11 protein-coding genes are annotated in these 15,807 nt (G+C 68.1%); 3 read left to right on the forward strand and 8 right to left on the reverse strand.

Features of this window, described 5'->3' with window-relative positions:
• Positions 1-33: 33 nt before the first annotated feature.
• The 6 genes from IB269_RS08960 to IB269_RS08985 form a co-directional block, all read right to left on the reverse strand.
• Complete coding sequence (locus IB269_RS08960) at positions 34-1,191, reverse strand: BMP family ABC transporter substrate-binding protein (protein WP_012204065.1); 1,158 nt, start codon at positions 1,189-1,191, stop codon at positions 34-36.
• 250 nt (positions 1,192-1,441) lie between these two features.
• Complete coding sequence (locus IB269_RS08965) at positions 1,442-2,614, reverse strand: BMP family ABC transporter substrate-binding protein (protein WP_052155404.1); 1,173 nt, start codon at positions 2,612-2,614, stop codon at positions 1,442-1,444.
• Positions 2,615-2,662: 48 nt separating this feature from the next.
• Positions 2,663-3,583, reverse strand: a complete 921-nt coding sequence (locus IB269_RS08970) for an ABC transporter permease (RefSeq protein ID WP_013803692.1) — start codon at positions 3,581-3,583, stop codon at positions 2,663-2,665.
• Positions 3,583-4,689, reverse strand: coding sequence for an ABC transporter permease (locus IB269_RS08975; protein ID WP_192366979.1), 1,107 nt, complete (start codon positions 4,687-4,689; stop codon positions 3,583-3,585). The genes IB269_RS08970 and IB269_RS08975 overlap by 1 nt, the downstream gene beginning before the upstream one ends.
• Positions 4,676-6,265 carry an ABC transporter ATP-binding protein gene (locus IB269_RS08980; protein WP_063326924.1) on the reverse strand — a complete coding sequence of 530 codons (1,590 nt, stop codon included), beginning with the start codon at positions 6,263-6,265 and terminating at the stop codon, positions 4,676-4,678. The genes IB269_RS08975 and IB269_RS08980 overlap by 14 nt, the downstream gene beginning before the upstream one ends.
• Positions 6,266-6,385: 120 nt before the next feature.
• Positions 6,386-7,318 carry a LysR family transcriptional regulator gene (locus tag IB269_RS08985; RefSeq protein WP_012204057.1) on the reverse strand — a complete coding sequence of 311 codons (933 nt, stop codon included), beginning with the start codon at positions 7,316-7,318 and terminating at the stop codon, positions 6,386-6,388.
• Positions 7,319-7,594: 276 nt separating this feature from the next.
• Here IB269_RS08985 and IB269_RS08990 point away from each other — a divergent pair, with 276 nt between their 5' ends.
• Positions 7,595-9,919: a DUF6351 family protein gene (locus IB269_RS08990; RefSeq protein ID WP_192366980.1), complete on the forward strand. Its 2,325-nt coding sequence runs from the start codon at positions 7,595-7,597 to the stop codon at positions 9,917-9,919.
• A gap of 114 nt (positions 9,920-10,033) precedes the next feature.
• Positions 10,034-10,726: a Crp/Fnr family transcriptional regulator gene (locus IB269_RS08995; protein WP_192366981.1), complete on the forward strand. Its 693-nt coding sequence runs from the start codon at positions 10,034-10,036 to the stop codon at positions 10,724-10,726.
• Between the two features lie 16 nt (positions 10,727-10,742).
• On the opposite strand, the gene IB269_RS09000 is transcribed toward IB269_RS08995, so the two are convergent.
• Both IB269_RS09000 and IB269_RS09005 read right to left on the reverse strand, forming a co-directional pair.
• A complete protein-coding gene (locus IB269_RS09000) occupies positions 10,743-13,025 on the reverse strand; it encodes a diguanylate cyclase domain-containing protein (protein WP_192366982.1) in 2,283 nt (760 codons plus the stop codon).
• A gap of 120 nt (positions 13,026-13,145) precedes the next feature.
• Positions 13,146-13,781, reverse strand: coding sequence for a Crp/Fnr family transcriptional regulator (locus tag IB269_RS09005; protein ID WP_088166726.1), 636 nt, complete (start codon positions 13,779-13,781; stop codon positions 13,146-13,148).
• Positions 13,782-13,921: 140 nt separating this feature from the next.
• Between IB269_RS09005 and IB269_RS09010 the strand changes: the two genes are divergently transcribed.
• Positions 13,922-15,805, forward strand: a complete 1,884-nt coding sequence (locus tag IB269_RS09010; protein ID WP_192366983.1) for an EAL domain-containing protein — start codon at positions 13,922-13,924, stop codon at positions 15,803-15,805.
• The last annotated feature ends 2 nt before the right edge of the window (positions 15,806-15,807 follow it).

Genomic DNA, 15,807 nt, shown 5'->3' on the forward strand with positions numbered 1-15,807 from the left:
ACCCGGCCTGCGCCGGGTGGCCTGGCGTCTGTCTTACTTGCTGTCCTGGCCCGGCACCTTGCCTTCCACGCCCTTGACGTAGAAGTTGATGCCCGTGAGGAACTTGTCCTCGGCCACGGCGTCGGCGGCCAGCAGTTCCTTGCCGTCCTGGCCTGCGATCGGGCCCTTCCAGATGTGGAAGGTGCCGTCCTTCAGGCCCTTCTTGACCTCTTCGATCTTCGCCTTGGCTTCAGCGGGCACGTCATCGGCCAGCGAGACGATGTCGATCGCGCCTTCCTTCACGCCCCACCAGGTCTGCTGGCTGCTCCACTTGCCGTCCAGCATCTCGCGCACGGTCTTGGTGTAGTAGGGCGTCCAGTTGATGATGGCCGAGCCCAGGTGGGCCTTGGGGCCGTAGGCCGTCATGTCGGAGTCCCAGCCGAAGGCGCGCTTGCCCTTTTCCTCGGCCGTCTTGAGCACGGCGGCGGAGTCGGTGTTCTGGAACAGGATGTCGGCGCCGCCGTTGATCAGCGAAGTCGCAGCCTCGGTTTCCTTCGGGGGTGCGAACCACTCGTTGACCCAGACCACCTTGGTCTTGATCTTGGGGTTCATGGACTGCGCGCCCAGCGTGAAGCTGTTGATGTTGCGCAGCACTTCGGGAATCGGCACGGAGCCGACTACGCCCAGCACATTGGACTTGGTCATGGAGCCCGCGATGATGCCGGCCAGGTAGGCGCCTTCGTAGGTGCGGCTGTCGTAGGTGCTGACGTTGGCGGCGGTCTTGTAGCCGGTGGCGTGCTCGAACTTCACATCGGGGAAGTCGGGAGCGATCTTCTGGATGGGCTCCATGTAGCCGAAGGTGGTGCCGAAGACCAGCTTGTTGCCGTTGGCGGCCATGTCGCGCAGCACGCGCTCGGCGTCGGCGCCCTCGGGCACGCTCTCCACATAGGAGGTCTTGATCTTGTCGCCGAATTCCTTCTCCAGCGCCAGGCGGCCCTGGTCGTGGGCAAAGGTGTAGCCGCCGTCACCGACGGGGCCCACGTAGGCGAAGGCGATCTTCAAAGGCTCGGTTGCAGCGGCAGCAGGGGCCTCGGCAACGGGAGCGGGCGCAGGCGCGGCCTCCTCCTTCTTGCCACAGCCGGCCAGCGCGGCGGCGGCCACGGCCGACAGCGCTGCCACCTTGATCAGGGAGCGTTTGTGAAGATCAGTCATCGAAGTTTCCTCAAGTGGTCCTGCGGCAGGCAGGAAGAAGGCGGTGTCCGCAGGGGCGCAGACCCGCCGCGATGGGTCCCGAGAATAAAGCAAGAATGGCGCCAGCCGGCTGCGCCAGAGCCACCAGGCATGCGGGAAAACCACATTTTGGGGGCTTTGCACAATCGTGGTGCATAGGGCGGACCCGTCTGGCGGATCGCGGCAGAAAAAAAGGCCCCGAAGGGCCCTTGGTGCATGGACTGCCGCCGGATCACTTGGCGCCCGGCACCTTGCCTTCGACGCCGTTGACGAAGAAGTTGATGCTGGTCATGAAGCCCAGATCGCCGACCTGGCCTGCCGTCAGCACTTCCTTGCCGGTGTTGTCCTTGATGGGGCCGGTCCAGACGGCGAAGCTGCCGTCCTTCAAGCCGTCGCGTGCCTTGGCGACCTTGTCCTTGATGTCCTGGGGCACGTCGTCGGCGATCTTCACGAGGTCGATGGCGCCTTCCTTCACGCCCCACCAGAACGAGCCGCCCTGCCACTTGCCGTCCAGCGTGTCCTGGGTGACCTTGCTGTAGTAGGGCGTCCAGTCGATCACGGCCGAGCCCAGGTGGGCCTTGGGCGCGAAGGCGCTCATGTCGCCGTCCTTGCCGAAGGCGCGCGCACCGCGTTCCTCGGCCGTCTTGAGCACGGCCGGGGAGTTGGTGTTCTGGTAGAGCACGTCCACGCCGCCGTTGATCAGCGAGGTGGCGGCCTCGGACTCCTTGGGCGGGGCGAACCATTCGTTCACCCAGACCACCTTGGCCTTGATCGAGGGATCGACGCTTTGCGCGCCCAGCACGAAGCTGTTGATGTTGCGCACCACTTCAGGAATCGGCACCGAGGCCACGACGCCGATGGTCTTGGTCTTGGTCATGCCACCGGCCACGATGCCGGCCAGGTAGGCGCCCTCGAAGGTCTTGGTGTCGTAGGTGGCCACGTTGTCGGCGTTCTTGTAGCCGGTGGCGTGCTCGAACTTCACGTCCTTGAGGTCGGCCGCGACCTTCTGCACGAACTCCTGGTAGCCGAAGCTGGTCGCGAAGATCAGCTTGTTGCCCTGGCCGGCCATGTCGCGCATCACGCGCTCGGCATCGGCGCTCTCGGGCACGCTTTCGACGAAGGAGGTTTCCACCTTGTCGCCGAACTTCTCCTGGATGGCCTTGCGGCCCAGCTCGTGCTGGAAGGTCCAGCCGCCATCGCCGATGGGGCTGACGTACATGAAGCCGATCTTGAGCTTCTCGGCCGGCGCCTGGGCGGCAGGCGCGGCAGCGGGAGCAGGCGCTGCGGCCTCTTCCTTCTTGCCGCAGGCGGTCAGGGCCGCCACCGAGATGGCCGACAGGCCGATCATCTTCACAAGCGTGCTTTTCAGGCCAGGTTTCAGGGTGCGTTCGCGCAAAGCGGGCATGCGTTTGTCCTTTTGTGGTTCTGGAGGGAGAGAGAAAAAATGAAAGCGTCAGGAGCCCGGATAGAAGGGCTTGCCCAGCGAGGCCGGCATGTTGGCACGGATCCAGGCCGGATTGCGCGAGATCAGCACCAGCACGACGATGGTCGCCAGGTAGGGCAGCATGGACAGCAGCTGGCTGGCCACCTGCACGCCCGTGGCCTGCAGGTGGAACTGCAGCATGGTCACGCCGCCAAACAGGTAGGCGCCCAGCAGCACGCGCGCAGGGCGCCAGGTGGCAAAGGTGGTCAGCGCCAGCGCGATCCAGCCCCGGCCCGACACCATGCCCTCCACCCACAGCGGCGTGTAGACGGTGGAGATGTAGGCGCCGGCCAGCCCGCACATGGCGCCGCCGAACACCACGGCCGCCAGGCGGATGCGGCGCACCGGGTAGCCCAGCGCATGGGCCGACTGGGGCGACTCACCCACGGCGCGCAGCACCAGGCCGGCCCGCGTGCGGTAGAGGAACCAGACCAGGGCCGCCGCAATGACTACGGCCCCATAGACCAGCGGGTGCAGGCGGAACAGCGCCGTGCCCACCACGGGCAGGTCGGACAGCCAGGGCACGGCGAACTTGGGCAGCTCGGGCAGGCGCGCCTGCACATAGCCCAGGCCCAGGAAGGCCGAGAAGCCCGTGCCGAACAGCGACAGGGCCAGCCCCGTCGCGTACTGGTTGGTGTTCAGCCAGATCACCAGCACGCCGAAGATGGCGGCCAGCAGCGCGCCCGCACCCATGCCGGCCAGAAAGCCCACGGTGGTGCTGCCCGTGTGGACCACGGCGGCAAAGCCCGCAATGGCGGCGCACAGCATCATCCCCTCGGCACCCAGGTTGACGATGCCGGCCTTTTCATTGATCAGCAGGCCCAGCGCGGCCAGCGCCAGCACGGTGCCGGCGCTGAGCGTGGAGCCCAGCAGCAGTGCATAGGATTCCATCAGCGGGCCTCCTTGACGGCAGGCGCCGTTGCGGGCGGGACCACGGGCGTGCGGGACACCCAGCGCACGCGGTAGGCCACCAGCGTGTCGCAGGCCAGCAGCGTGAACAGCAGCAGGCCCTGGAACACGCCGGTCAGCGCCTTGGGCAGGCCCAGGCGCGACTGGGCGAGTTCGCCCCCGATATAGAACATGCTCATGAGAATCGCGGAAAAGATCATGCCCACGGGATGCAGGCGGCCGACGAAGGCCACGATGATGGCGGCGAAGCCGTAGCCGGCCGGGACATAGGGCGTGAGCTGGCCCAGCGGGCCGGCCACCTCCAGCGCACCGGCCAGGCCGGCGGCGGCGCCCGAGATCAGCAGCGCCGTCCACAGCGCGCGGCGCGAGGAAAAGCCCGCGTAGCGCGCAGCGGCCGGGGCCAGGCCACCGACCTGCAGCGCAAAGCCGGCACGGGTGCGGAACAGGAAGACCCACAGCATGGCCGCCGCAGCCAGCGCCAGCAGCAGCCCGATGTTGGTGCGCATGCCCTGCATGAGCTTGGGGATCTGCGTGACGCGCTCGAAGGTCTTGGTCTGCGGGAAGTTGTAGCCCATGGGGTCCTTCCACGGCCCGTAGACCAGAAAGCCCAGCACCAGGGTGGCCACGTAGACCAGCATCAGGCTGACCAGGATTTCATTGGCGTTGAAGCGGTCGCGCAGCAGGGCCACGATGCCGGCCCAGACCATGCCGCCCAGCATGCCGGCCACCAGGATGGCGGGCACGATCCACGGCCCCGTGGTCTTGTCCGCCAGCAGCGCCACGCCGCCTGCGGCCACGGCGCCGATCACGAACTGGCCTTCGGCACCGATGTTCCAGACATTGGAGCGAAAGCACACGGCCAGCCCCAGCGCGATCAGCAGCAGCGGCGTGGCCTTGACGGCCAGCTCGCCCAGCGCATAGGTGGACTTGACGGGGTCCCAGAAGAAGGCCTGCAGGCCTCGCACCGGGTCCTTGCCCAGCATCACGAACAGGCACACACCGATCAGCACGGTGATGGCCAGCGCCAGCACGGGCGAACCGTAGGTCCACAGCTTCGAGGCCTGGGGGCGTTGCTCAAGCTTGAACATGGGCGCCTCCCCTGGCGGCATTCTGGGCGGCGTTCGGGGCGGCAGCACCGTCCCACAGGCCGCTCATCCACTCGCCGATCTGCTGCACGGTGGCATCGGCCCGCGCCACCGAGGGCGACAGCCGGCCCTTGGCCACCACATGCAGGCGGTCACATATTTCAAACAATTCGTCCAACTCCTCGCTGAGCACGAGCACGGCGCAGCCTTCGTCACGCAATTGCAGGATGGCGCCGCGGATCTGCGCGGCCGCCCCCACGTCCACCCCCCAGGTAGGCTGGGAGATGATGAGCAGCTTGGGCCTGGCATCGATCTCGCGGCCCACGATGAATTTCTGCAGGTTGCCGCCCGACAGCGACTGCGCCGCCGCGTTGGGGCCACCGGCCTTGACGTTGAAGCGCGCGATGATGGCGCGCGCCTGCTCCTGCAACTGGCCCATGCGGATCCAGCCGCCCGCGCCCAGCGCGGTCTTGCGCGTCAGCAGCAGGTTGTGCGCCAGGCCCATGCTGGGCACGGCGCCACGGCCAAGACGCTCCTCCGGCACGAAGTGCAGGCCCAGCGCACGGCGCCGGCCGGGGCCCAGGCGCCCCGCCTCCCGGCCGGCAATCTGCACCATCTCGGGCGCTGCGCGCGTGTCCTCGCCGGACAGGGCGTACAGCAATTCCTTCTGGCCATTGCCCGAGACACCGGCGATGCCCACGACTTCGCCCGCGCGCACATCGAGCTGGATGCCATGCAGGTCCACGCCGAAGGGCTCCGAGCGCGGCAGCGCCAGGCCCTGCACGCGCAGCACGCTGGCGCCGACCTGGGATTCGCGGTGCGTGAGCTCGGGCGGCTCCGAGCCGATCATCAGCCGCGACAGCGAGGCATTGCTCTCCACGGCCGGGTTGCACACGCCCGTCACCTGCCCGCCGCGCAGCACGGTACAGGCCGTGCACAGCGAACGGATCTCGTGCAGCTTGTGGCTGATGTAGAGGATGGAGCAGCCCTCGGACGCCAGGCGGCGCAGCACGACGAAGAGCTTCTCCACCGCCTGCGGCGTGAGCACCGAGGTGGGCTCGTCAAGAATGAGCACGCGCGGGTGCGTGAGCAGGGCGCGGATGATTTCCACGCGCTGCATCTCGCCCACGCTCAGCGTGTGCACGGGGCGGTGGGGATCGACCTCCAGCCCGTAGTCATGCGCCGTGGACTCGATGCGCTTCACCACCTCGGCCAGCGGCAGGCTCTTGTCCAGGCCCAGCCAGACGTTCTCGGCCACGGACAGCGTGTCGAACAGGCTGAAATGCTGGAACACCATGGCGATGCCCAGCTGGCGCGCCTCCTGCGGATTGCGGATGTGGACCGGCTTGCCATCGACCTCGATGCGGCCTTCGTCGGGCTTGACGGCGCCGTAGATGATCTTCATCAGCGTGGACTTGCCGGCACCGTTCTCACCCAGGATGGCATGCACTTCGCCGGCGCCCACGGTCAGCGAAATACCGTTGTTGGCCACCACCGCCGGATAGCGCTTGGTGATGCCTGTCAGCTGCAGCCGGGGCGGTGCGGCGGCTGGCAGGGGGACTGTATCGGGGGGATTCATGGCTGGGATTGTCTTTCAATTTCTGCAACAAACTGGAACACAAGTCCTTGAAACCGCCTCGGCGGCCCTCATATCGACCACCACTTTGTTCACCAAAAAGGCGGTTCCTGCCGCCATCGCCTAGCGGGCACGGGACATCAGGGCCACATGCCGCACGGCGTCGCGCAGCCAGCGCGTGGAGGCGCCCATGTGCGTGCGGGCGTGCCACAGCTGGTAGTACACCAGCGGCGCAAACTCCACCGGGCAGGGCAGGATCACCAGGGGCAGGCGCTGGCTGAAGCGCTCGCAGAACAGCCGCCCCGTGGTCAGCACCAGCAAGCTGGTGGCCACGATGTCGGGGATCAGGCTGAAATGCGCGCAGCGCGCCGCCACCTGGCGCTGCAGGCCCATGCGGGACAGCTGGTCGTCGATCACGCCGCGCGCGCCCGGGTAGGTGGGCGTGGGCGCGATGTGCTCGGCCTCCAGCCACTGGGCCACGTCCCAGCCTCGGCGCACGGCCGGGTGCTGGGGGCTGACCAGGCAGACCACCTCGTCCTCGAACAGGCTGGCCATGTGCAGGCCCTGCGGCGGCTCGGGCCAGTTGCCGATCACCACGTCCACATCGCCCTGGGCCAGCTGCACCTCGTAGTGCGCGTCGCCGTTGAGGGCCAGGATGTCCACGGGGCAGCCGGGCGCCTCGGTCTTGAGATGGGCCACCAGGCGCGGCAGGAACAGCGGGTCCAGGTAGTCGCTGGCGGCGATGCGGAAGGTGCGCGTGGAGGTGCGAGGATCGAAATGCCGTGCATCGCTGAACAGGCCCTCGGCCGCGCGCAGGATGTCGGCGGCCGGCTGCACCATGCGCAGCCCGGCCTCGGTGGGCTGCATGTGCGCGCCCGAGCGCACCAGCAGCGAATCGCCGGCCAGGTCGCGCAGGCGCTTGAGCGCGGCGGACACCGCCGGCTGGTGCATGCCCAGGCGCAATGCGGCACGCGAGACGCTGCGCTCGGTCAGCACCGTGTGCAGCACCCGTATCAGGTGCAGATCAATCTTGTCGAACAGGGCCTGGTCGCGCATGTAGCGAAGCAATCAGCGAAAAAAAGAGCGGTCGCGCCGGGGACGCGCCGCAGGTCATGGGGAGCCCGCAGCGTAACCCAGCCATGACCCCCGCCAGCTAGATACAAGCACCAAGAATGCCCTGGGCAGGGGCGGTTAAACACTTGTGCACGCAGCACATGCAATATGCGAGCCAGTCGCCGGCAAACCATTGTCCAAACCTATACAGACTTGCAGACTGTTAGCGTGATTCAATGAAATCGCTTCAAAAGGAAGTGGATTGCAGGAGACAAGACGATGAAACAGCCAACCCCTTTTTCGGGCATGGTGGCCGCAGCCACGCTCGCCAGTGTGCTGACCGCCTGCGGCGGCAGCGGTGACTCAGGCCTGGGTGTCATCGAGATACGCAGCCTGTCCAACCGGGCCGACATGATCAGCGACGGCAATGCCTATATTGAAATTGTGCTGCCCAAGGGCAGCCCGCCCGGTGCACTGAAGGTGGCGCTCAATGGCACGGATGTCACCGCCCGGTTCGCCCTGCGCGCCAATGGCCGGATTCTGGGCCGGGTCGAGGGATTGAAGGTGGGCGCCAACACCCTCACCGCCACGGCGGCCGGCAGCGCGAGGGCACGGCTGGACATCACCAACCATGGCCGGGGCGATCCCATCTTCGCCGGGCCGCAGACCGCGCCGTGGATCTGCGCCACGCGCAATGGCGCGCAAGCCACCGTTTCCGTGCCCGGCACGGCACTGTCGGCGACCGTGACCACGCGCGTCAGCGGTCTCGATACCGATCCGGTGGATGTCCAGTGCAATACCAGGACCCAGTACACCTACTACTACATGCCCAAGGCCAGGCAAGGCAGCGCCTGCACGATGGGTCCGGCAGGCGCCACGCCCTGCCATGTGGCCTACGACCCATCGCAGCGCCCGGCCGACAGCGAGATCGCCGACTTCACCAACGACCGCGGAGATACGGTCAAGCACCTGCTGCGCATGGAAACTGGCGTCATGGGCCGCGGCACCTTCCAGATCCTGGCCTACCATGACCCCGCGCAGGCCTGGACTCCCTGGGAGCCGCAAAAGGGATGGAACGGCAAGGTGCTGTGGCGATTCGGCGCAGCCGCTTCCGGCAATCGCTTCCAGGAGCCGGCGGTCAACCTCCTCGACCAGTTCAGCGGCAGCCTGCCGTTCGACCCCAACGCGCTCGCGGCAGGCCACATGGTCGTGAAAGCCATGCTGACCAACCACCTGCACAACAACAACGAGTTGCTGGCCGCCGAGAACATGATGCGCATCAAGGAGCATCTGATCGAGAACTACGGCGAAGTGCGCTACACCATGGGCGACGGCGACTCGGGTGGCTCCATGATGCAGACAGTGATCGCCTCCGCCATGCCGGGTCTGCTGCAGGGCATACAGACGGGGCTGAGCTATCCCGATGCGGTGTCCACCTGGATGGAAACACGCGACTGCGGCCTGCTGTCCAGCTACTACAGGACGGCCGCAGGACAGGCACTGAGCGACACCGCGAAGGCCGCCATCAATGGCCATCCGGCCAGCTACTGCGACAAATGGGTAGGGAGCTTCATCGCCCCCCAGAACCCCCGGCTGCCCGACAACTGCGGCGTGGGCTTTCCCGCCTCCATCGTCTACGACCCGCGCACACGCGGCCAGGGCGTGCGCTGCTCGATCCACGACATGCTGGTCCCAGTGTTCGGGACGTTCAAGGACACCGACGGCCACACCAAGCCGCAGCTGCCGTATGACAACACGGGCCTGCAGTACGGACTCAAGGCACTGCAGTCGGGCGCCATCGACGCGGAGGCTTTCGTGCAGCTCAACGAAGGCATCGGCAGCTACACCAACGACATGGACTGGACCGGAGGCACTGCGTCCCGGCCGGCAGCCCGCGAGCGGGCCGTGGCCAGCCTGCTGCCCAGGCTCTACAGCAGTGGCCTCACCAGCAACGGCAGGAACCTGTCCCAGGTGGCCATCATTGACTTGCGGCCCGAGGGCGGCAGCGACATCCACATGACCTGGCGCAGCCTGCAGCAACGCGCAAGGCTGGATGCCGCCAACGGCCACCATGACAACCATGTGATCCGCGCCAGCAAGGGCATGGTCCCGCTGCTGATCGCTCCGGCCATGCGACGCGAGGCCTTTGTCATGATGGACCGCTGGCTGACCGCCGTGGAGCGCGACACCACCGGCGCTGCGCTGGCACAGAAAGTGGTGCGCAACAGGCCTTCGGATGTCAGGGATGGATGCATCGCCGCAACGGGAGCCGTCCCTTCGGATCTGGACAAAGTCCTGGCCCTGGACGACCCAGCCTGTCCCCTCAAGCCGACCCTGTCGCCACGCCAGGTGGCCGGAGGTCCGCTCGCGGAGGACATCTACCAGTGCCAGCTCAAGCCCCTTTCGTTCACCAGCCCGGAGTACGCCGGCATCACCTTCAGCCCGGCCCAGCAAACGCGCCTTGCCGCAGTGTTTGCGGCGGGAGTGTGCGACTGGAGCCAGGCCGGAACGGGCCAGAGCCGGGAGGCGGCCTTCCTGACCGATTTCAGTGCCGGTCCGGCGGGCACCAAGGCCGGGCCTGCTCCGGTCTCGCGCAACGATTGAGTTGCGCCTTGCGCGAAGTCCCGCAGGCGTCCAGGGGCCGGTGATCAGGGTTTGCAGCGTGCCAATTCATGCAATGAAGCAGCAGACTTTCATTGAAGATTTGCATCAAGCACCATGCAGCCGCCCACGATCAACGCCGTCCTCAAGTCCGCGCCCTTTGCGCCCCACCTGAGCAGGGCCCACCTGCTCAGGTTGCGGCAGGAGGTGCTGTTGCGGCACATCCCGGCCGGCACCCCGCTTTGCCACAAGACGCACCGGGCCGGCCACTGGGCCGGCGTCGTCCAGGGAGCGGTCAAGATCCATGCGCTGTCGCCTACCGGGCGCAGCACCACGCTGGCCACCTTTACCCCGGGTTGCTGGTTCGGCGAGGGCACACTGCTCAAGCACGAATGCTGGCCGTTCGACGCGACGGCGATCGAGGATACGCTGGTGGCACTGATGCCGGCCAGCACCTTTCACTGGCTGCTGGAGCGCAGCCTCGGCTTCAACCGCTTCCTGCTGGACCAGCTCAATGCGCGCCTGGGCCAGTTCATCGGCCGCTGCGAGCATGCGCGGCTGCACCATTCCAGCCGCCATGTGGCGCACTGCATCTCGGAGCTGACCGATTCGAGGCTGTATCCGGACACCGGCAACCGGCACCTGGGCATGTCGCAGGAGGAGTTGGCCAGCCTGGCCGGCGTGTCGCGCCAGATCGTCAATCGCACCCTGGGGGAGCTGGAGGACATCGGAGCGGTCCGCGTCTCCTATGGCGCATTGACACTGATCGATCCCGAGGGACTGCGGCGCTTCAGCGAATCCTTCGAGTGAGGCACGGCCGCGGCGCTCAGGCGGCCTCCAGCACCTCGACGCGGTTGCGGCCCTTGCGCTTGGCCGCATAGCAGGCCATGTCGGCCGAGCGCAGCGCGCTGCTGACCGTGTGCTGGCGGGCATCGAGCACCACCATGCCGACGCTGACACCCATCAGGTAGCGCTGCCCCTCATGGGCGCCCTCCCAGTCCTGCACGGCCATGCACAGGCTTTGCGCCAGCAGCATGCCCTGCTCCGCCGAGGTGCCCGCCAGCAGCACGGCGAATTCATCACCGCCCAGGCGCGCCACCCAGCCCAGCGGCCGGACCACGCTGTCGATCAGCCGGGCCATGTGGCACAGCACCTCGTCGCCCGCCGCATGGCCGCCCTGCTGGTTGACGTGGGCGAAGTGGTCCAGGTCCAGGAACAGGATCACGCCATGCTGCTGCAGGCCGACGGTCTCCTCCACCGCCTCTTCCTCCGCCTCTTGCGCCTCCTCCACCGTGGCGACGGAGGTGTTGTCGCTGTGCTGCAGGGCGGATTCACCCTGCTGCAGCGCCTCGGCCGGCAGGCGCTGGGCGGCACTGCATTCCTGCAGCCACTCATGCAGGCGCATGGCAAAGGCCTCGCGGTTGGGCAGCAGGGTCAGCGGATCGTGCATGGCCTTCCAGCCCGGCTGCTCGCGCACCAGTCGCTGCATGGTCACGTCCTCGACCACCCAGACCAGGGTGGGGTCTGCCGGCACCACGGCGCGCGGCTCCAGGCCGCGCTGCAGGCGCTGCAGGCTCTGGCCGTGCAGGCGCACCCAGATGGGGCGGCCGTCCTTGCGGACAAAGCACTGCTCGCTGTCGAACTGGCCGTACATGTCCAGGCCCTTGCGCACGCGCTCCAGCAATTGGATGTGCGCCGCGTCGGAGGCGCACAGCTGGCGTATCGCCTGCCCCTGCAGCTCGCGCGGCGGGTAGCCGAGCATGCGCGCGGCCTGCAGGCCCACCAGCTCCAGATGCGCCGACCGCGTGACCACCAGGCCCACGGGCGCGTAGTCCATCAGCGTCTGCAGTTGCAGTTGCAGCCGGCCGACCTCGTGCGCCTGCTCCTGCCCCATCTGCCCCAGGCGATGCAGGGCCTGCCACAGCGTGGAGGCTTCGCCCCAGGCATGGGTCCAGGGCATGCGCCAGCCGCCTTCCTCGGCATGGCCCGGCTCGGGTTCGGGCGCAGGATCGGGCTCCTCGGCCATGAGCCTTCCCTGGCTCGCCAGCCATTGGCGTGCAGTGCGGTGCAGGGCCGCCATGGGCTCGGTGACCAGGATCAGCAGCAGGACCAGCAGGCCAGCGACACCGGCCACGGCGGCCAGCAGCCACCACAGCACGCGCGGCGCCAGGCTGGGTGCGATGGCTTCCTCGGGGGTGATCCTGACCACCAGCCACTGCGGCAGCGGCATGCCTGCCGTCGTCACCAGGTAGCCCGCGCGCCGCTGGGTGTCGGGGCCCACCTGCACTGCGCCGGCCGCGGGGTCCTGCAGCCAGTCCGCGCCCAGGCCGGGCTCGGCCTCGGCGCGTGCCGACCAGCGCGAGGGGTCGGAATGGGCCAGGATCTGCCCGTCGCGCTGCATGACCAGCAGGCGCCCGCCGGAGCGCGAAGGATCGATGCTGGGCGGCAGCAGGGCCTGGGCGGACATGCGCACGCCGGCCGACAGCACGCCGCTGACCGTGCCGTTGCCGGTGCGCAGCGGCACGGCGTACAGCAACTCCATCATTCCGGGATCAGCCCCCTTGCGCACCATGGTGGAGACCACGGGCCGGCCATCGGCGAGACTGCGCCGCATCACGTCGCGCACGCCTTCGTCCAGATCGACCAGGGGCTCGGAACGGCCGCCGCGCAGGCTGAGCTGCAACTGGCCACGCGCGTCGGCCAGTTGCAGGGTGTCGAACAGCCGCACGGATGCGTCTCCGCGCAGCATCTCGCCCATCAGCCGGCTCGGGTCGCTGCCCTGGTCGGCAATGCCCTGGGCCAGCACCCACAGCAGGCGCTGCTGCTGCTCCAGCCGCGCGGCCAGCATGCGCGCCACGGTATCGACCTCGTCGGCCTGCCGGGCCATGGCGCGCTCCAGCGTCTGCTGGCGCATGTTGTGCGAGACCCACCAGGCACTGCCAAGGCCCGCCAGCAGCACGGCCGCAGCGGCCAGCGCCAGCACCGTGCAGCGCATGGCGCCCCAGCCTGTGGCCGCGCGCGGCCGCGAGGGTGAATCCGGCAGCTGCGGAGCATCCTGGGATGCCAGCAGTGCCTGGAAAAAGGGAGATCGGCGGGCGTCCAGTGACATGACGCCATCAATATATGCAGGCCCGAAAGCCGTCCCACTGGGTGGAACCCGCGAACCAGTGGATACCCCGCCCCGCAAGGCCCGGCGCTTGCAGGCCGGCACCCGTCAGCGGCGTGGGAATCAGCCTACTGCAAGCACTTCGAGGGCCGCCGGCTTGGGCAGATCGATGACATTGCCCCGGCCCGCGATGAGCCCGTGCTCACGCAACTGGCGCAGCACGCGCGAGAAGGTCTCGGGCGCAATGCCGAGCTGGGCGGCGATCAGCCGCTTGCGCAAGTGCAGCGTCACGCGCAGGCCACCAGCCTCGTGCGGCATGGCATGGCGCAGCAGCCACTGGGCGCAGCGCGCCTCGGCGTCCTTGGACAGGCGGCTCACCGCCAGCTCGGTCTGCGCGCAGTAGGCCTGGGCCATGTCCTGCAGCAGTTGCTGGGCGGGCGACGGCAGCTGCGAGACGGCCTTCAGGAAGTCGGTCTGGGGAAGTTGCTGCACGCGGACATCGCTGTCGGCCAGCATGTCCAGGCTGCTGCCGCGCCGCTGCAGCACAAAGGCCGCATCCAGCCAGGCAGGCCCCTCCACGACACCGAGCTGGTGGCGCATCTGCCCACCCTGGCCTATGCCCAGGAGCACGCGACCGCGCTCCAGATACATCACCGTATCCGGCGACTGCCGACGCAGCCTGAGCCAGGTACCCGCGGCCAACACCTGGGCGGAACCCGGCGCGAAGGCGAAAGCTTGCAAGGAAGACAGGGCGAACATGCATGCAACTTTGCCGGCTTTGCTCCCGCCGCGTTTTGAGCCATGTCAATCCGCCGCCAGCACACCGGTCCGCAGGCGGCATACTTGTCACAAGAATGTCACCAGTGAAACGTAATGTATCCAACTGAAAAGTTGAGCCCATGATCGATCCCCAGATGCTCGCCAGCCTGCCCGCTGCCGCGGCCGTGCTCTCCGCCGCCGTGCGGTCCGGCGCAGGCCCCGTGGCGCAGCTCATGCGCGCGGGCGGCCTGTACTGCGTCTTCCAGCCGCTGGCCGATCTGCGCAGCGCCAGCATCTATGCGCATGAGGCGCTGATCCGCGGCCCCCATGGAACGCCGCTGCACACGCCCGATGCCCTGCTCAAGGGCGCAGCGGCCGAGGGCATTCTTCGGGAATTCGAGCTGCTGGCGGTCTGCGTGGCGCTGCAGGACTGGGGCCGGCAGAGTGCGCCGGGCCGGCTGTTCGTCAACCTCAGCGCCCAGGCGCTGGTGCAGGCCGTGGGGGTCTGCGGCCCCGGCATGGTCGGGGACACGGTGCGCAGCTTCGGCGTGCAGGCCCGCTCCCTGGTGGTGGAGATCACCGAACACGACCATGTGACCGACATGCCCGCCGTCTGCGCCGCCGTGAAGGCCGTGCATGCCACGGGCGCGCGCCTGGCGCTGGATGACTTTGGCGACGGCCGCTCCAGCCTGCGCCTGTGGTCCGAGGCCAAGCCCGACTTCGTCAAGATCGACAAGTACTTCATCCACCAGATCGAGCAGCGCCCGGCCACGCTGCAGCTGCTGCAGGCCATCAAGGGCATTGCCGAGGTCTTCGGCACCACGCTGATCGCCGAAGGCATAGAGACCGAGGACGAGCTGCGCACCCTGCGCGACCTGGGCATTCCGTATGGCCAGGGCTGGCTGCTGGGCCGCCCTGCAGAAACCGCCCAGCCCCAGATCAGCACGCAGGCGCGCAGCGTGGCGCAGGACCCGCGCGTGGCCGTGCTGCCCCACCAGGGACACAGCGCACGCCCGGGGGTGCTGCGCAATCTGATGGTGATGCAGGCGCCCTGCGTGGTGCCCACGGCCAGCAACGACGAGGTGGCCGAGCTGTTCCAGGCCGGCCAGCAGCTGCATGCCATTGCCGTCGTGGAGGCCGGCCGGCCGCTGGCGCTCATCAACCGCCAGCAGTTCATGAACCACTACGCCACGCTGTACTTCCGCGAAGTGCACGGGCGCAAGCCCTGCCTGGCCTTTGCCAACGTGCAGCCGCGCATCGTGGAGCTCGATTGCGATGTGGACCAGCTCGTGGGCATCCTGACCTCGCAGGACCAGCGCTACCTGAGCGACGGCTTCATCGTCACCGACAACGGCCGCTATGTGGGCCTGGGCACGGGCGAGCAGCTGGTGCGCCGCGTGACCGAGGCCCGCATCGAGGCCGCGCGCCATGCCAACCCGCTGACCTTCCTGCCCGGCAACATCCCCATCAGCCTGCACATGCGGCGACTGCTGGACAGCGGCGCCGGCTTCGTGGCCTGCTACGCCGACCTCAACCACTTCAAGCCCTTCAACGACCACTACGGCTACTGGCACGGCGACCAGATGATCCGCCTGGTGGCGCGGCTGGCCGTGGCGCACTGCGATGCGCGGCGCGACTTCGTGGGCCATGTGGGCGGGGACGACTTCATGCTGCTGCTGCAAAGCGAGGACTGGCAGCGGCGCTGCGAAGGCATTGTGGGCGCCTTCGCCAGCGAGGCGCGCCAGCTGTTCGACGACCAGGCGCGCGAGGCCGGAGGCATCTGGGCCGAGGACCGCCACGGCATCCGGCGATTCTTTGCCTGCACCACGCTGTCCATCGGCGTGGTGCGCGTCGCGCCGGGCAGCGTGCTGGCACCCGAGGACATCGCCAACCTCGCGGCCCTGGCCAAGCAGCAGGCCAAGGCGCAAAGCCTGCCGGGCCGCGGCGCCATCGCGCTGCACACGCCGCGCGATGAAGCGCGGCGCCCGGCCCTGCACGGCACCGCAGCAGCCTGGCCGGCCTGAAA

This window comes from Delftia sp. DLF01, assembly GCF_014852125.1.
GTDB classification, from domain to species: domain Bacteria; phylum Pseudomonadota; class Gammaproteobacteria; order Burkholderiales; family Burkholderiaceae_C; genus Comamonas; species Comamonas acidovorans.